This window comes from Leuconostoc inhae (genome assembly GCF_019656015.1).
Taxonomy (GTDB): Bacteria; Bacillota; Bacilli; order Lactobacillales; family Lactobacillaceae; genus Leuconostoc; species Leuconostoc inhae_A.
Window position 1 is genome coordinate 22,915 of sequence record NZ_BPKW01000010.1, and the last position, 16,562, is coordinate 39,476.

Here is a 16,562-nt window from a genome sequence, read left to right on the forward strand (position 1 = left end):
GAACCATGATTCAACAAGAGAGTCGTTTAAAAGTGGCTGACAACTCTGGCGCACGTGAAATCTTAACGATTAAAGTGCTCGGTGGTTCAGGCCGTAAGTTTGCGGGTGTGGGTGACATGATTGTTGCTACAGTTAAGCAAGCTATCCCTGGTGGTAACGTAAAGAAGGGTGACGTCGTTAAGGCTGTCATCGTTCGTACTGTTTCTGACGTTCGTCGTACAGATGGCTCATACATCAATTTTGATGAAAATGCCGCTGTTATCGTGAAGGAAGATAAGTCACCAGTTGGTACACGTATTTTTGGTCCTGTTGCACGTGAATTGCGTGACAGTGATTTCATGCGTATCGTTTCATTGGCACCAGAAGTGCTCTAATACTGACAAGGAGGAGCCAAAACATGTTTGTAAAAACAGGTGATAAGGTTCGCGTCATTGCCGGCAAAGATAAGGGAAAAGAAGGCGCAATTACTAAAATTGTTGCTGGAAAAGATCGCGTAGTTGTCGAAGGCGTGAACATCGTTAAGAAGCATCAAAAACCTTCTAACGAATACCCACAGGGTGGTGTTATCGATATTGAAGCACCTATCCACGTATCAAACGTGCAACTGCTTGACCCTTCAACTAATGAACCAACTAAAGTTGCGTTTAAAATTGAAGACGGTAAGAAAGTTCGCGTATCTAAAAAGTCTGGTAACGTACTAGGCTAATTTTGAAAGGTGAAATCATTTTCATGGCTAACGCATTAAAAGAAAAATATGTTAATGAAGTTCAACCTGCTTTAATCGAAAAGTTTGGCTTTAAATCACCAATGCAAGCACCTAAGATCGATAAAATTGTTCTTAATATGGGTGTTGGTGATGCAGTTTCAAACTCTAAGAACTTGGATGAAGCGGTTGAAGAATTGAAGTTGATTGCTGGTCAACAGCCAGTTATCACAAAGGCAAAGAAATCAATCGCTGGTTTCCGTTTGCGTGAAGGTATGTCAATCGGAACTAAGGTTACATTGCGCGGTCAGCGCATGTATGAATTCTTAGACAAGTTGATTAACATTTCATTGCCTCGTGTTCGCGATTTCCGTGGTGTATCATCAAAGGCTTTTGATGGTCGTGGTAACTACACTTTAGGTATTCGTGAACAATTAATCTTCCCTGAAATCGATTTTGATAAAGTTAACCGCGTTCGCGGATTAGACATTGTTGTTGTTACAACAGCACAAAATGATGAAGAAGGTCGTGAATTGTTGACACTCTTAGGAATGCCATTTACTAAGTAATTGTATTCTAAAAACGACTGTCGCTCTTAAAATTAAATAGAGTGACACGTTTTTAACTGTAATTGACTGAAATGGTCTATAATGGTTAAGAGCGTGTCATTTAATTATGTCTCGTTCAAAAATTAAAGGAGGATATCGATAGATGTCTATGACTGATCCAATTGCTGACTTGTTGACACGTATTCGTAACGCCAATTTGGCTCACCGCGAAATTGTTGAAATTCCAGCATCAAAAATTAAAAAGAGCATCGCTGAAATCTTGAAATCAGAAGGTTTTATCCGCGACGTAGAGTACATTGAAGATAACAAGCAAGGTGTTATCCGTGTATTTCTGAAGTACGGTGAAGACCGTAATCGTGTGATTACAGGAATTAAGCGTATCTCAAAGCCAGGTTTGCGTAAGTATGCTAAATCTGATTCATTACCAAAGGTTTTGAACGGATTAGGTATTGCTATTATTTCGACTTCAGTTGGTGTTATTACTGACAAAGAAGCTCGTTCAAAGCAAATTGGCGGCGAGATTCTCGCCTACGTTTGGTAATATATCTAAGAAAGGAGACTTACCATGAGCCGTATTGGAAATAAAGTAATTACATTGCCAACAGATGTTGAAGTATCTCAAGAGGGTACTGTTGTTACTGTTAAGGGACCTAAGGGAACATTGTCGCGTGATATTGCTTCACAAATTTCAATGTCTGTTGAAGGTACTACAGTAGCATTTTCACGTCAAAGTGACGACAACAAGACAAAAGCTTTGCATGGTACCACTCGTGCAAACGTTGCTAACATGGTTGAAGGTGTTTCTAATGGATTCACTAAAACTTTGAAGCTTGTCGGTGTTGGTTATCGTGCAGCAAAGTCAGGTTCAAAATTGACTTTGGCAGTTGGTTATTCACACCCCGTTGATTTTGAAGAACGTGAAGATTTAACAGTTGAAGTGCCTGACGCATTGACTATTAAAATTTCAGGTATCTCAAAGCAACGTGTTGGCGATTTAGCCGCTGAAATTCGTGCCGTACGTTCACCTGAACCATATAAAGGTAAGGGTATTCGTTACGAAGGCGAAATCGTTCGTCGTAAGGAAGGTAAGACTGGTAAGTAAAAGGATTCTATATTCTTTTAATTCATCAGTATTATTTTCATCATAAATAATAATTTATAATGGCATAAGCCATAAGAAAAGGAAAGCACAGCTATGATTTCAAAACCAGATAAAAATAAGCTTCGCGTAAAGCGTCATAAGCGCGTCCGCGGTAAGATTTCTGGTACTGCTGCTCGCCCACGTTTGAACGTATTCCGTTCTAATGCAAACATCTACGCGCAATTAATTGATGACGTAGCGGGTGTAACGCTAGCAAGTGCCTCAAGCCATGATACAGAAGTATCAGGTACAAAAACAGAACAAGCAATTAAAGTTGGTGAGTTGATCGCTACACGTGGTAAGACTGCAGGATTAGAAGATATTATCTTTGATCGTGGTGGTTACTTGTACCATGGTCGTGTTCAAGCATTGGCAGAAGCAGCCCGTGAAAACGGCTTGAAGTTCTAAGGAAAGGAGGAATATAAAAATGGTTGAATTCGTTAACCCTAAGTCACTTGGTGAATTAGAAGAAAACGTGGTTGCTATTAACCGTGTTACGAAAGTTGTCAAAGGTGGCCGTCGTTTGCGTTTTGCAGCGTTGGTTGTCGTAGGTGATAAACAAGGGCACGTTGGTTTTGGTACTGGTAAAGCACAGGAAGTTCCTGAAGCTATCCGTAAAGCTATTGAAGATGCTAAGCGTAAGTTGATCACTGTTCCTACAGTATCTACAACTATTCCTCACGACGTTCTTGGCGTATGGGGCGGCGGTAAGATTTTGGTCAAACCAGCTGAAGAAGGTTCTGGTGTTGCTGCTGGTGGTGCTGCACGTTCTGTTATGGAATTAGCAGGTATCACAGATGTGACTGCAAAGTCACTTGGCTCATCAACACCAGTTAACGTTGTTCGTGCAACTTTTGATGCTTTAACAAGTTTAAAAGATGCAGAACAAGTAGCAGCTTTGCGTGGTGTTTCTTTAGAACACTTGGCTGAATAAGGAGCGATAAAATGGCTGATTTGAAAATCACTTTGATTAAGAGTGTGGCTCATCGTTTACCTAAGCAACGCACGATTGTTAAGTCTCTTGGACTTGGCCGTGTATCTAGCTCAGTGGTGAAGCCTAATAACGAAGCTACCCGTGGCGCAATTTTTCATATTGCACATTTGGTAAGTGTTGAAGAAGTAAAGTAATAACAATTAAAATAGGAGGTACCGAAAGATGAACTTGAACGAATTACAACCTGCTGAAGGTTCACGCAAGTTACGTAACCGTGTCGGTCGCGGTACGTCATCAGGAAACGGTAAAACATCTGGACGTGGTCAAAAGGGTCAAAAAGCCCGTGGCAAAGTGCGTTTGGGTTTTGAAGGTGGTCAAATGCCTTTGTACCGTCGTATTCCAAAGCGTGGATTTACTAACATCTCACGTAAGGAATTTGCTGTGGTTAACTTGGAAAAGTTAAATACATTTACAGATGGCACAGAAATCACACCAACACTTTTGATTGAAAATGGTATTGTTAAAAATCAAAAGTCAGGCATCAAAATTTTAGCTGTTGGTCAACTTGACAAAAAGCTAATTGTTAAGGCTCATAAGTTTTCAAGCGCTGCTAAGGCTGCTATTGAACAAGCCGGTGGATCGACTGAGGTGATTTAATGCTACGCACGTTATTTAATGCAGTACGTGAAAAAGATATTCGTAGAAAGATGGGATGGACACTTCTAATTTTGTTTATTTACAGAATTGGAACGCATATTACTGTGCCAGGTGTAAACCCGTCAGCTATGGCGAATATGGCTAACTCAGGATTGATGAATATTTTAAATATCTTTTCTGGTGGTGGCTTGATGAATTATTCATTGTTTGCAATGGGTGTTTCACCATACGTGACGGCACAAATTGTTGTGCAACTTTTGCAATTAGATATCGTGCCTCGCTTTGTTGAATGGAGTAAGCAGGGGGAAGTTGGACGACGAAAGTTGAACAACGCCACACGTTGGTTAACACTTGTACTTGCTTTTGTTCAATCTGTTGGTATTACAGCAGGATTCAATTCACTTTCTGCTTATGGCTTAGTTAGCCAAACAAATAATGCGATGTCTTTTGTTATAATCGGATCGGTTATGACTATTGGAACTTTTTTTGCTATGTGGCTGGGTGAAATGATTACGGAAAAAGGTCTTGGAAACGGTGTTTCTATGATTATTTTTGCTGGAATTATTGCGCAAGCACCAGAAGGTTTGTATGAAATTTTCCGAGAAAATATATTACAAGCTGGATCTGAAGATTTAACTAATGGCGTTGTGTTCATGATTGTGTTAGTTATAGCAATGCTGTTAGTTATAGCAGTTACAACATGGTTTTATGAGGCAACCCGTCGGTTACAGATGCAGTACACACGTTCTGCAACTTCATATGGTAGCGAAGCATATTTGCCCCTGAAAGTTAACGTTTCAGGTGTTATTCCAGTAATCTTTGCTTCATCGTTCATTAGCACACCGCAAACAATTATGATGGCATTTCAAGAGAAATATGCATCAGCGCAATGGTATCAAGTGTTGCAACAAATATTTAGTATGACGACATTGCCAGGTGCAATTTTGTATACTGTATTGATTATTGTATTCACTTATTTCTATGCGTTTGTGCAAGTTAATCCAGAAAAACTATCTGAAAATTTGCAAAAGCAAGGCGCTTACATTGTAGGCATTCGTCCTGGTGACGAAACAAAATCGTTTGTTTCACAATTGCTATTGAATTTAAGTTTTGTTGGATCAATTTTCTTAGGATTTGTTGCACTGGTACCACTTATTGCCTCAAATATTTGGGGCTTGAATGAGAAAATTGGTTTAGGTGGTACGAGTTTGCTTATTGCTATTGGTGTTGCTTTAGATTTAATTAGACAAATTGATGGTTTGATGCAAAAAAGAAATTATATTGGGTTTATTACAAAAAATCAGTTAGCAAATCGGGAGGCAACTAATGGTTAAAAATTTAATTTTGTTGGGTTTGCCCGGTGCCGGTAAAGGCACACAAGCAGACTTTATTGTTAAGGATTATGCGATGGTACATATCTCAACAGGAGATATTTTCCGAGCAAACTTAACTAATAATACAGAGTTGGGTGAAAAAGCACGCGAGTATATGGATGCAGGAAACTTAGTTCCTGATGAAATTACAAACGCAATGGTTGCTGATCGTTTAAGTCAAGCGGATGTTGAAACAGATGGTTTCATGTTAGATGGATATCCACGTAATGAAGCTCAAGCCGAATTTTTGGATGACTATTTAGCCGAAACTGGGAAATCAATTTCGGCTACGCTTTACTTTAAAGTTTCTGATTCATTGTTGCGCGAACGTCTCTTAGGACGTGGACGCGCAGATGATACACCCGAAGTTATTGACAACCGTTTAGAAGTCAATAAAGCAGCTAATTTGCCTTTAGTAAATTATTACCAAAAAGCAGGTATTTTGCACACAATCGATGGCGGTCGTGAACTGACTGAGGTGTATCATGATGTGAGAAACATTTTAGATAGCTTATGAAAGTTTCTAAAATTACATTGAGAAGTACTAGTATATCTGGTATAATTTGATAGGTTAAGCACTTATCAACAATGTTGAACATTATTAGCACAGGAGGTTAAGTGCATGGCCAACGATGTCATCGAAATTGAAGGTAAAGTAAAAGAAACTTTACCAAATGCGATGTTCCAAGTAGAATTAGAAAATGGGGCGGTTATTTTAGCGCATGTTTCAGGTAAGATTCGTAAGAATTTTATTCGAATTTTGCCAGGTGATCGTGTCACAGTCGAAATGTCACCGTACGACTTAACAAAAGGTCGTATTACTTATCGTTTCCGTTAAGAAGCGATTTGGAATAATCAGTTAACCGAATAGGAGGAATCGATTATGAAAGTACGCCCATCAGTTAAAAAGATGTGTGATGCTTGCCGCGTTATCAAGCGTAATGGTCGCACAATGATCATATGCTCAGCTAACCCTAAGCACAAGCAACGCGCTGGAAAGTAATTTTTCAGCATATTAAAAATTATTGTAAATAGACATAATTGTCATTTTCAAAATACTAATTAGGAGGTAAATTGTTATGGCTCGTATAGCAGGTATTGATTTGCCACGTGACAAGCGAATTGTCATTGGCTTAACTTACATCTACGGAATCGGTAATAATACTGCACAAAAAGTGTTGGTTGAAGCAGGCGTTTCAGAAGACGTCCGTGTTCGTGATCTTTCAGCAGATCAAGAAGATGCCATCCGTGCAACAGTTGACAAGTTGGACTTACAACTTGAAGGTGACTTGCGTCGTAAAGTATCATTGGATATTAAAGGATTGCAAGAAATCGCTTCATACCGTGGCATTCGTCATCGTAAAGGGTTACCAGTTCATGGACAAAACACCAAGAACAACGCCCGTACACGTAAAGGCCCAGCTAAATCAATTGCTGGTAGAAAAAAATAATTTAGAATTGTTTTTTTCTGTTGTATCCTCATCGATATGACACATGATTATCGCAACCACAGTTGCGTAATGTTGGTTAAGAAATTAACCCGAGAAATTATACAAAAGTATTGAAAAGGAGGCAACATTATGGCAGGTCGTACAACGCGTAAGCGTCGTGTGAAAAAGAATATTGAAGCGGGTGTGGCTCACATTCACTCAACATTCAACAACACAATCGTCATGATTACTGATGTCCAGGGTAACGCAGTTGCCTGGTCATCAGCTGGTGCACTTGGCTTCAAAGGAAGCCGTAAGTCAACACCATTCGCTGCTCAAATGGCAGCGGAAGCAGCAGCAAAGAGTGCCATGGAAATGAACATGAGCACTGTTGCGGTTACTGTTAAGGGACCAGGTTCTGGCCGTGAATCAGCTATCCGTGCTTTGGCCGCAGCTGGCTTGGAAGTAACATCAATTAAAGATGTTACTCCAGTTCCCCACAACGGATCACGCCCACCAAAGCGTCGTCGTGTTTAATTGATTTTCATTGCTCTTGCTTTGAAAGAAGGGGTAAGAATTACAGATGATTGAATTTGAAAAGCCAAATATTCATAACATCGAAGAGGGCGCCCGCTATGGCAAGTTTGTCATAGAGCCTCTTGAACGTGGATACGGTACAACGTTAGGTAACTCATTACGTCGTATTTTATTGTCTTCACTTCCAGGCGCAGCTGTTAATACAGTTCAAATCGATGGGGTTGTCCACGAGTTTTCAACAGTGGATGGCGTCGTTGAAGATGTAACACAAATTATCTTGAATTTGAAGAAAGTTGTGTTGGCAATTGATTCAGATGAAGAACGCAGCCTTGAAGTTGATATTCAAGGTCCTGCTGATGTCACTGCTGCAGATTTGCAAGCAGGGGCTGATGTTGAAGTTTTGAATCCTGATCTTCATATTGCCACTGTAGCCGCAGGTAAGTCACTTCATATGACAATCACGGCAGTTAAAGGTCGTGGTTACTCATCAGCTGACGAAAATAAACAACTGCGTGATGAAATGCCTATTGGTGTTTTAGCAGTTGACTCTATTTATACACCGATTGAGCGTGTGAACTACCATGTAGAAAATACACGTGTCGGTTCACGTGATGATTATGATAAGCTCACTTTTGATATTTGGACTAATGGTTCAATTAAACCAAGTGATGCATTGAGCCTTGGTTCAAAAATCTTGGCAGAACACTTAAACTTGTTCATGGATATTTCTCCAGTTGCAGCTGAAGCTAATGTTATGGTTGAAGTAGAACCTGTAGCAGTTAGTGCGTCAGATTCTGCGCCAATTGAAGATTTGGATTTGTCAGTGCGTTCTTATAATTGTCTCAAACGGGCCGGTATCAACACAATTGTTGAGTTAACGGATCGCACTGAAGCAGACATGATGAAGGTGCGTAATCTCGGTCGGAAATCACTTGACGAAATCCAAGAAAAACTTACTGAAATGAGTTTGGGATTCCGCAAGGAAGATTAACACATGTCTTTAAATTATTAATAAAGGAGGATTCACCAATGCCATATCGTAAATTGGGTCGTACATCTTCACAACGTAAAGCTATGTTGCGTGACTTGACCACTGATCTCTTGATTAACGGTCGTATCACAACTACTGAAGCTCGCGCTAAAGAAGTTCGTAAGACTACTGATAAAATGATTACATTAGGTAAGCGTGGTGACTTGGCCGCTCGTCGTCAAGCCGCTGCCTTTGTTCGTAACGAAGTTGCGGATGTGATTGAAGAAGGCGATAATGTTAAAGTGCAATCAGCTTTACAAAAGCTTTTTGATGACGTTTCACCACGTTTTGCTGAACGTAATGGTGGTTATACACGAATTCTCAAGACTGTCCAACGACGTGGCGACGCCGCTCAATTGGTCATCTTGGAACTTGTTGATTAATTACTAAATACTATTAAAAGAATTAACATTTAAAAAAGTCCTTGCAAGTTATAACTTGCAAGGACTTTTTAATTATTAATTATGTCGATTTAATAATAATTGACTAAGTTGGTTGAGCTGATTTTGCATATCCACATTGGGTAGTGATGTAATTAGTGTAATTAGTGAGTCACTATATTCCGTAAGTAAGGACTCTAACTTAATCATGGCGTTACTACTAATAATCAAGTCATGTAGCACAACCATTTCTGAATCGGAAATTTCATCACGTTTAAGTAGTAAAGATTTAATGGGTTCATTTACTTCATTATCAGCTAAGGCAAATAATATTGGAGCAGTATAAATACCATTTCTAATGTCTTGCCCAATTGGTTTGCCTAATGACAAATTATCCATAATTGATTCAAAATCTAAGTAATCATCTAATAACTGAAAGGTAATACCAATGTTTTCACCTAGTTTACTAACGGTTTCTAATAACTCGGTATTGTAAGTTTTACCACTAACCAATCCAAAAGTTGCACTAAGCTTAAAAAGTGCTGCTGTTTTGCCTTTTATTTGAGAAAAGTAGGTTGCAAAAGATGTATCAAGATTATAACGATTTTGTTTTTGAATTAATTCTCCAAATAAAATTTCTTGTAAAGCTGTTAAAGCTAATTTGTTCGCAACAGGCCTATCGGCACTATCTAACAGAGAAAACATGCCAGTTAGCAAGTAGTCACCAGCGTATACAGCAGTATCTTTACCAAATTGGCTTTGAATGCTCTCGTGTCCGCGTCTCAGTTTTGATTCGTCAATAATATCATCATGAATTAAAGTTGCAAGATGTAATAATTCTACACTTGCACCAAGAGATATTGCGCTTTTATTATAATCTTGATCTGATAATTGTGAAAAAATGAGTGTGAGCGCTGGGCGAACAAGTTTGCCAGCATTTAATTGTGATCGAATTGCACGATCAATTTCATCAAATCCAATATGCCAGCTTGCCGACATCTCAGCTAAAATAGCTTGTAGGGGTTCGGATAGTTCGGGGAAGGTTTCCCAAATTTTAGGTAAGGTAGGTGTTGCCATGTCAATTTCTCTACTTCTCTCATGTATACATAGGTATACGTATATTTATGTACAAAATGCGAGAAAATTAATTCTCGCATATTATTATTATAACTTATTTATCTAATTCATCGTACAATGATTTTGCTTTACCATACCAAAGACCACCAAACAGCTTTTGTAGTAATGGAACCACGTAAAAGTCTAAACCAAAACCACGACCAGAGCCATTCATAACAGCAATACTCGAAAGAATTAAGAACAAGTGAATGATATCAAATCCGTTTGTCGCCCAAGCGGTAATAGCTAAAATAATTGAAACAAACGCCAAAGGCCAAGTTAATAAACCAATTAAAATACCGGCACCTGTAACGATTTCAATAAAGCTGACTAAGTCGTGTTGCCAAAATAAACTATTTAGACTACCGAGATTGCCTAATGCTGCTAAAATCCAGAAGAGACCAAGGAATACACGCAGGGGCGTTGACCATAAAACATTGCCAAGACGAGAGATGGTGCCTTTAAATGGATTACGACCGTTTTCAGTACGGAAGAATTCATCCAATATATAATGAAAAATTGAATACAGGGAACGGATTTGTGAGTAAAAGAATAAATTGATACCGTGTTTAGCAATACTTGCAAAAAATCCTGAAAAATTCAAGCCCATTAGACTAGCAACCGTGAAATGAGATCCGATAGAGACGGCAAAGCCATGATATTTAACAGCTTCAGAAAATGTTTTTGTTTTACCAAAACCAAGATCAGCTAAAATGTTATGTGCTACTGCACGCGCTGCGCTTTCGGCACCTTCAACAGTTTGAGGAACAGGACCTGTTTTTTCGTCAACATATGATAGCGTGTCTCCGGCAACATAAATGTCTTGTGCTGGTTCATCATTTTCAAGCGTGGCACGCATGTAATCATCTGCTTCAATACGGCCTCCTCGGCCATATTTGAATCCCCAATCGGAGATAAATGATTTAGCTTTAACACCAGCAGTCCAAATTAATGATTTGGTTGGTAAGGTTGAGCCATCTTTGAAGACAACACCGTTTGCATCAACACCTGTTACCATGGCGCTCAATCGAATTTCAACACCATTATCTGTCATATATTTGAACGCTTTGTCAGCTAAATTACGATCTTTTAACATGTTCAAAATTTTAGGCGCAGCCTCTAGTAAGACTAGTTTAATTTCTTTTTCATCTAATTTATAGTTTTGTGCGAGTACCTTACGTTGCTCAATAAATTCTCCCATTAATTCAGAACCGGTGAACCCAGAGCCAACAACGGCAATTGTTAATAATTGTTCGCGTTTATTTTGGTCAAGTTCAGCAGCACCTTGACCAATAATGTTTTCAATATGGTTACGGATTTGTAAAGATTCTTCCATTGACCACAATTCGAAGCCGTGTTCCTTAACACCTGGCGTACCAAAATCATTAGATTGTCCGCCAACTGCCAAAATTAGCTTTTCATAGTTAATTTTGCCATGTGTTGTCTTGATAAATTTCTCTTCTTTATTAATACCATTAACTTCAGCAGTCAATAATTTGACGTTTTTATCTTGATAAAAAAGATGCTCTAAATCTTCTTGTACGTGTTTTGGAGCAACACGTTGAGAGGCAACTTCGTGTAATTCGGTCATGTATGTGAAGTAAGAATGCTTATCAATTAAAATGATGTTGTATTCTTTGTGTGATTTCAACTTTTTTGATAAAGTTTTTGCTGCAAATACGCCACCAAAGCCAGCGCCAACGATGACAATATTTTTTTCTGCCATGACTATTTTCTTCCTTTTGTGAATTATCTAGTGTTATTGTGAAATATCTATTTAATTATAGACCAATTAACGTTATTTTAAAAGGGTTTACGATAAAGTTTCTTTGTGAAATAACTATTGTGGACATTGAGCACGCAATAAATTAAATATAGTATAAATGGTGCAACCTATGATAAAATAAGGACTAATGACTCAAGCGATTAAAATAAACAATTTAAAATATAATTATGATGATAATGATACTGTGTTTGATGGCTTTAATCTATCAATCGAAGCTGGCCAGTGGTTGGCGTTAGTAGGTCATAATGGTTCAGGAAAATCAACTTTGGCTAAATTAATTTTAGGATTAATTGAAGCAAATGATGGCATCATTACAGTTTTTGGTGAGCAATTGCGCATTGACACAGTTCACCATGTTCGTGAACAAATAGGTATGGTATTTCAGAATCCAGATAATCAATTCGTTGGCGCAACTGTCGCTGATGACGTTGCATTTGGTTTGGAAAATAAGGAAATGCCAAGTAGTGAGATGCCTGCTGTGATTGACGAGGCATTAAAAATAGTAGGCATGCAAGATTTCAAAGATCGAGAGCCACATATGCTATCTGGTGGGCAAAAACAACGCGTAGCATTGGCGAGCGTTTTAGCTCTACAACCAAAAATCATTATTTTAGATGAAGCAACTGCGATGCTTGATCCAGATGGACGTGCAACAGTAATGGCAACACTGCAGAATTTAAAACAACGTTTTGGATCAGAATTAACGCTTATCACAATTACGCATGACATGGATGAAGCAATGTTGGCAAATAGAGTCGTAGTCATTAATGACGGACAACTTATTTTAGATGGTGCGCCATCAGATGTGTTTAGTCAATATGAGGTGATGCATAACAATGGTTTAGAATTACCCTTTGTTGGTGAATTAGCAGTGCGATTAAATTCGAAACCTGATGGTTATCTAGATGAGAGAGAATTAATAAAATGGCTATCACATTTGAAAAAGTAAATTTCAGTTATGGTGCAGGAACAACATTGGCTCAAAGTATTTTACACGACGTTACACTAGATATGCCAACAGGTAAAGTAACTGCTATTGTTGGACAAACAGGATCTGGTAAATCAACGCTGATTCAGCATATTAATGGCCTGTTAAAACCAACTAGTGGGCATGTTATCATAGATAATTTTGAATTAACGAATCATACTAAGGAAAAAGAATTAGTAAAGTTACGTAAAAGTGTTGGCATTGCTTTTCAATTTCCTGAAAACCAATTATTTGCTAATACTGTTTTAGAGGATGTCATGTATGCGCCTATAAACTTTGGGGCAACAAAATCAGAGGCTAAATTGGCTGCAGAACACGCTTTAACGCGTGCAGGAGTTGTCAAAGACTTGTGGGGTAAATCACCATTTGAGTTGTCAGGTGGCCAAATGCGCCGCGTTGCGATGGCTGGTACGTTGGCTAGTGACCCAAGCGTTGTGGTAATGGACGAACCAGCTGCTGGCTTGGATCCTAAAGGGCAAGGCGAATTATTGCAATTAATTTTAGACTTAAAAAAATTAGGTAAGACTGTTATTATCATTTCGCACCAAATGGATCATGTTGTTGCGGTAGCAGATCAAGTTGTTGTGATGCATGAGGGACGTATGGTAGCACAGGAATCACCACAAATATTGTTTAATCGGGATACCACATGGTTCAAGACAATGAAGCTAGATCTCCCCAAAGCGGGTCAATTAGCAGAAAAATTGCGAGATGAAGGGATTGTTTTGTCTAGACGTCCTTTAACTTTAAACGAGTTAGCTGATCTGATAAATACGGAGGTTAGTCATGAATAATATTATGATTGGTCGGTTTGTGCCGGGTAATTCATGGGTACATCGTCTTGACCCACGCACTAAAATGATTATGACATTTGTGTATATTATTGTGATGCTTTGGGCTAATAATTGGCAAACCTATGCCTGGACAGCATTATTTGTTGTGGCATTAGTTAAATTAACAGATCAACCATTTAAACTCTACTGGGACGGCTTAAAACCCATTTTTTGGTTGATATTATTTACTGTCATATTACAGTTACTTTTTACACCAGGAACGCCTGTATTATTTAGTGCAGGTCCGTTGCAGGTTACAGTACCAGGTATTTTAAATGCTATTTACGTGATGGTCCGGTTTGTGCTGATTATTTTAATGTCTACAATTTTGACACTAACAACACCACCAACGAGTATTGCCAATGCACTAGAATCACTTCTTAGTCCATTTAAAAAAATTGGCATTCCTGTTGCAGAATTAGCTTTAATGCTAGCTATTGCGCTTCGCTTCGTGCCATTATTAATGGATGAAATGCAAAAAATTATGAATGCACAAAAATCGCGTGGTATGAGTTTTTCAACCGGTGGACCAATCAAACGTGCCAAGGCTATTATTCCACTTTTGATTCCACTCTTTGTAGGTGCACTACAACGGGCCTTAGATTTAGCTAATGCAATGGAAGTGCGTGGTTTTAAAGATGCGGTACAACGGACTAAATATCGCATTTTAAGTTATCAAAAAATAGATAGCGTGGCATTTGTCGCGCTTATTGGATTTGTAATTTCTTTTTTTGTAATTAAAACATGGTTGCACGGATAATTTTGAAAATGATCTGTGTGATAAATTAGTGGAGGAAAAGTGTGCTAAAAAGTTTGGCATGCTGTTAAATCATATGCCAAGATACAAAGCGATAGTATCCTATGACGGATCAGGATTTTTTGGATTTCAAGTCCAAACTAAGAATGGTGTTGAACAACAACGAACGGTACAAGGTGAGCTGAACAAGGCAGTCAATCAAATGGCTAAAAATCCAACGCAGCCTATTAAAGTGGTTGGGGCATCACGAACAGACACGGGCGTGCATGCTTTTGGGCAAGTGGTACACTTCGATTTGCCGTTTGATATTAATGTTATTGGTGTACGTAAAGGACTTAATACACTATTACCAAGAGATATTATCATTCAATCGGTCGCTAAAGTAAAAGATGATTTTCACGCACGTTTTAATACACATGCCAAACGCTATGTTTATCGGGTATCAACACAAGATTTTACAGACCCATTTAAACGTTATTATACTGGCCATTTTCAGTGGCAATTAGATGCTGAACGTATCAAAATAGCATTACCTGATTTGCTAGGAGAACATGATTTTGCTAGTTTTGCAGCATCTGGTAATCAAACGGCTACGACAATACGTACCATTACGCGTGCTGACGTTAAGGTAAATCAAGACGAACAAGAGTTGGTTTTTACTTTTGAAGGAAATGCCTTCTTGTATAATCAGATTCGAATCATGGTGGGTGTCTTGTTAGAGATTGGTAACGGCCGACGTGATGTGCATGATATTGTTAGATTAATCGCAGTGAAAGATCGAGAACAAGCGCGATTTACTGCACCTGCGAGTGGTTTGTATTTGGATGAAATTTATTATGATTAAGTTACCAAAATAAGCGAAGTGATCGGTTTAAAAATCGTTTTTATTGAAAAGCAATCAATACATACTGTGTTTAATTTAAACGCAATAATTTTAGTTTAAATTATTGACAAATCATTCTATTTTCGGTAAGATTGTAAATGGTATTGTTTACCTCACGATAAGCCCCGGAAACTTATTGTCATTGCGTGACAAGGAACGGTCACGCCTGTAAACAACTAATCAAAGGAGCGCAAACATGCGTACAACATTTTTAGCAAAACCAGGTGAAATAGAAAAGAAGTGGTATATTATTGATGCCAAAGACGTCGTTTTGGGACGTTTGTCAACAGTAGTAGCTTCAATTTTACGTGGAAAGAACAAGCCAACGTTTACACCAAACGTTGACATGGGTGACCATGTTATTATTATTAATGCAGGCGAAGTTAAGCTGACTGGTAAAAAGGCCACTGATAAGGTTTATTACCATCATTCAAACCACCCAGGTGGTTTGAAGGCTCGCACTGCTGGAAACTATCGTGAATTCAACCCTGAAAAGTTGCTTGAATTATCAATACACGGTATGTTACCAAAGAACACTTTGGGTCGTAAGCAAGGCTTGAACTTGCACGTGTTTGCAGGATCAGAACATGGTCATGCAGCACAACAACCTGAAGCACTTGACATCAACACGTTGATTTAAGAAAGGAGAATCTAAATTATGGCTACAGCAGTACAATATGCCGGCACAGGCCGTCGTAAAAACTCAGTTGCTCGTGTGCGTTTGGTTCCAGGTAATGGCCAAATCACAATGAACGGCAAGTCAATCGAAGAATATATTCCTTTCGCTAACTTGCGTGAAGTTGTTTTGCAACCATTTAACACGACTGAAACATTAGGTAACTACGATGTATTAGTTAACGTTATTGGTGGTGGTTATTCTGGTCAAGCTGGTGCAACACGTCACGGTATCGCTCGTGCGTTGTTGACAGTAGATCCTGATTTCCGTGCGGCATTGAAGGCAGCAGGTTTGTTGACTCGTGACTCACGTATGAAGGAACGTAAGAAGCCAGGTTTGAAGAAGGCTCGTAAGGCTTCTCAATTCTCGAAGCGTTAATATATATTTGGCTCAGGCCTCATTTTATCAATGTTTTAGCGGATTCCTGAAGCGTATAACACTTCAAATTTTAAGAACACTAGTTGCTTATGCAGTTGGTGTTTTTTTGTGGTGTTAAAACTTATACTAAGTTAATGTTACATAGGTTAATTTGTTATAATAGTATCTAGATGTAAAACATAGGCAATATTATGTTTTGACAAAGTAGCGTACAGTAAGAAGTTTAACTTTAAGGTTAAACTCTGAAGAAACTAGCAGTTAGCTTCCGTACAGTAGCGTACAGTAAAACTATCTAGAATTATAAAATTATGAACTAGTTAGTGAATTATCAATGTTAAATAAGCATATTAAGGTTGCGATATCTTTTGTTTTACTAGAACAAACTCAATAT

At 38.5% G+C, this 16,562-nt stretch carries 25 protein-coding genes; 23 read left to right on the forward strand and 2 right to left on the reverse strand.

Annotated elements, in window-relative coordinates:
* Positions 1-5 precede the first annotated feature (5 nt).
* The 17 genes from rplN to rplQ all read left to right on the forward strand — a co-directional run bounded on the left by rplN (position 6) and on the right by rplQ (position 8,757).
* Positions 6-374 (forward strand): 50S ribosomal protein L14, encoded by a 369-nt coding sequence (gene rplN, locus K5Q14_RS06940; RefSeq protein ID WP_010391491.1) that lies wholly within the window; start codon positions 6-8, stop codon positions 372-374.
* Between the two features lie 23 nt (positions 375-397).
* Positions 398-706 (forward strand): 50S ribosomal protein L24, encoded by a 309-nt coding sequence (gene rplX / locus K5Q14_RS06945; protein ID WP_220735096.1) that lies wholly within the window; start codon positions 398-400, stop codon positions 704-706.
* A gap of 23 nt (positions 707-729) precedes the next feature.
* Positions 730-1,272, forward strand: a complete 543-nt coding sequence (rplE, locus tag K5Q14_RS06950; RefSeq protein WP_010391489.1) for a 50S ribosomal protein L5 — start codon at positions 730-732, stop codon at positions 1,270-1,272.
* Between the two features lie 142 nt (positions 1,273-1,414).
* Positions 1,415-1,813, forward strand: coding sequence for a 30S ribosomal protein S8 (rpsH, locus tag K5Q14_RS06955; RefSeq protein ID WP_220735097.1), 399 nt, complete (start codon positions 1,415-1,417; stop codon positions 1,811-1,813).
* Between the two features lie 24 nt (positions 1,814-1,837).
* Positions 1,838-2,374, forward strand: a complete 537-nt coding sequence (gene rplF / locus K5Q14_RS06960; protein ID WP_220735098.1) for a 50S ribosomal protein L6 — start codon at positions 1,838-1,840, stop codon at positions 2,372-2,374.
* A gap of 93 nt (positions 2,375-2,467) precedes the next feature.
* Complete coding sequence (rplR, locus tag K5Q14_RS06965) at positions 2,468-2,821, forward strand: 50S ribosomal protein L18 (RefSeq protein WP_220735099.1); 354 nt, start codon at positions 2,468-2,470, stop codon at positions 2,819-2,821.
* A 19-nt stretch (positions 2,822-2,840) separates the two neighbouring features.
* On the forward strand, positions 2,841-3,347 hold the full coding sequence (gene rpsE, locus K5Q14_RS06970; protein WP_010391452.1) for a 30S ribosomal protein S5: 507 nt from the start codon (positions 2,841-2,843) through the stop codon (positions 3,345-3,347).
* A gap of 11 nt (positions 3,348-3,358) precedes the next feature.
* Positions 3,359-3,541, forward strand: coding sequence for a 50S ribosomal protein L30 (gene rpmD, locus K5Q14_RS06975; protein WP_010391454.1), 183 nt, complete (start codon positions 3,359-3,361; stop codon positions 3,539-3,541).
* Between the two features lie 28 nt (positions 3,542-3,569).
* Complete coding sequence (rplO, locus tag K5Q14_RS06980) at positions 3,570-4,004, forward strand: 50S ribosomal protein L15 (protein WP_010391457.1); 435 nt, start codon at positions 3,570-3,572, stop codon at positions 4,002-4,004.
* The gene (gene secY, locus K5Q14_RS06985) at positions 4,004-5,338 is read left to right on the forward strand and encodes a preprotein translocase subunit SecY (RefSeq protein ID WP_220735100.1); all 1,335 of its coding nucleotides are present in this window, start codon (positions 4,004-4,006) and stop codon (positions 5,336-5,338) included. Before rplO ends, secY begins: the two co-directional genes overlap by 1 nt.
* Positions 5,331-5,894: an adenylate kinase gene (locus K5Q14_RS06990; RefSeq protein ID WP_220735101.1), complete on the forward strand. Its 564-nt coding sequence runs from the start codon at positions 5,331-5,333 to the stop codon at positions 5,892-5,894. Before secY ends, K5Q14_RS06990 begins: the two co-directional genes overlap by 8 nt.
* A gap of 105 nt (positions 5,895-5,999) precedes the next feature.
* The gene (gene infA / locus K5Q14_RS06995) at positions 6,000-6,215 is read left to right on the forward strand and encodes a translation initiation factor IF-1 (RefSeq protein ID WP_002816015.1); all 216 of its coding nucleotides are present in this window, start codon (positions 6,000-6,002) and stop codon (positions 6,213-6,215) included.
* Positions 6,216-6,260: 45 nt separating this feature from the next.
* Positions 6,261-6,380: a 50S ribosomal protein L36 gene (gene rpmJ, locus K5Q14_RS07000; RefSeq protein ID WP_002816013.1), complete on the forward strand. Its 120-nt coding sequence runs from the start codon at positions 6,261-6,263 to the stop codon at positions 6,378-6,380.
* 76 nt (positions 6,381-6,456) lie between these two features.
* On the forward strand, positions 6,457-6,828 hold the full coding sequence (gene rpsM, locus K5Q14_RS07005) for a 30S ribosomal protein S13 (RefSeq protein WP_010687979.1): 372 nt from the start codon (positions 6,457-6,459) through the stop codon (positions 6,826-6,828).
* Positions 6,829-6,957: 129 nt separating this feature from the next.
* Positions 6,958-7,344 carry a 30S ribosomal protein S11 gene (rpsK, locus tag K5Q14_RS07010; RefSeq protein WP_010391465.1) on the forward strand — a complete coding sequence of 129 codons (387 nt, stop codon included), beginning with the start codon at positions 6,958-6,960 and terminating at the stop codon, positions 7,342-7,344.
* Between the two features lie 46 nt (positions 7,345-7,390).
* Positions 7,391-8,335, forward strand: a complete 945-nt coding sequence (locus tag K5Q14_RS07015) for a DNA-directed RNA polymerase subunit alpha (RefSeq protein WP_220735102.1) — start codon at positions 7,391-7,393, stop codon at positions 8,333-8,335.
* A 38-nt stretch (positions 8,336-8,373) separates the two neighbouring features.
* Positions 8,374-8,757: a 50S ribosomal protein L17 gene (gene rplQ, locus K5Q14_RS07020; protein WP_010391469.1), complete on the forward strand. Its 384-nt coding sequence runs from the start codon at positions 8,374-8,376 to the stop codon at positions 8,755-8,757.
* A gap of 75 nt (positions 8,758-8,832) precedes the next feature.
* Here the strand turns inward: rplQ and K5Q14_RS07025 are convergent, their stop codons facing one another.
* Both K5Q14_RS07025 and K5Q14_RS07030 read right to left on the reverse strand, forming a co-directional pair.
* Positions 8,833-9,831 carry a polyprenyl synthetase family protein gene (locus K5Q14_RS07025; RefSeq protein ID WP_220735103.1) on the reverse strand — a complete coding sequence of 333 codons (999 nt, stop codon included), beginning with the start codon at positions 9,829-9,831 and terminating at the stop codon, positions 8,833-8,835.
* A 94-nt stretch (positions 9,832-9,925) separates the two neighbouring features.
* Positions 9,926-11,596, reverse strand: a complete 1,671-nt coding sequence (locus K5Q14_RS07030; protein WP_220735104.1) for an FAD-dependent oxidoreductase — start codon at positions 11,594-11,596, stop codon at positions 9,926-9,928.
* 187 nt (positions 11,597-11,783) lie between these two features.
* Here K5Q14_RS07030 and K5Q14_RS07035 point away from each other — a divergent pair, with 187 nt between their 5' ends.
* The 6 genes from K5Q14_RS07035 (at position 11,784) to rpsI (ending at position 16,171) form a co-directional block, all read left to right on the forward strand.
* Positions 11,784-12,605, forward strand: coding sequence for an energy-coupling factor transporter ATPase (locus K5Q14_RS07035; protein ID WP_220735105.1), 822 nt, complete (start codon positions 11,784-11,786; stop codon positions 12,603-12,605).
* Positions 12,581-13,438, forward strand: a complete 858-nt coding sequence (locus tag K5Q14_RS07040; protein ID WP_220735106.1) for an energy-coupling factor transporter ATPase — start codon at positions 12,581-12,583, stop codon at positions 13,436-13,438. Before K5Q14_RS07035 ends, K5Q14_RS07040 begins: the two co-directional genes overlap by 25 nt.
* Positions 13,431-14,237: an energy-coupling factor transporter transmembrane component T family protein gene (locus K5Q14_RS07045; protein ID WP_220735107.1), complete on the forward strand. Its 807-nt coding sequence runs from the start codon at positions 13,431-13,433 to the stop codon at positions 14,235-14,237. The genes K5Q14_RS07040 and K5Q14_RS07045 overlap by 8 nt, the downstream gene beginning before the upstream one ends.
* 73 nt (positions 14,238-14,310) lie before the next feature.
* Entirely contained in the window at positions 14,311-15,078 is a 768-nt protein-coding gene (gene truA / locus K5Q14_RS07050) for a tRNA pseudouridine(38-40) synthase TruA (protein ID WP_220735108.1), read from the forward strand.
* A gap of 235 nt (positions 15,079-15,313) precedes the next feature.
* On the forward strand, positions 15,314-15,757 hold the full coding sequence (gene rplM, locus K5Q14_RS07055; protein ID WP_220735109.1) for a 50S ribosomal protein L13: 444 nt from the start codon (positions 15,314-15,316) through the stop codon (positions 15,755-15,757).
* 18 nt (positions 15,758-15,775) lie between these two features.
* The gene (gene rpsI / locus K5Q14_RS07060) at positions 15,776-16,171 is read left to right on the forward strand and encodes a 30S ribosomal protein S9 (protein WP_010389963.1); all 396 of its coding nucleotides are present in this window, start codon (positions 15,776-15,778) and stop codon (positions 16,169-16,171) included.
* The last annotated feature ends 391 nt before the right edge of the window (positions 16,172-16,562 follow it).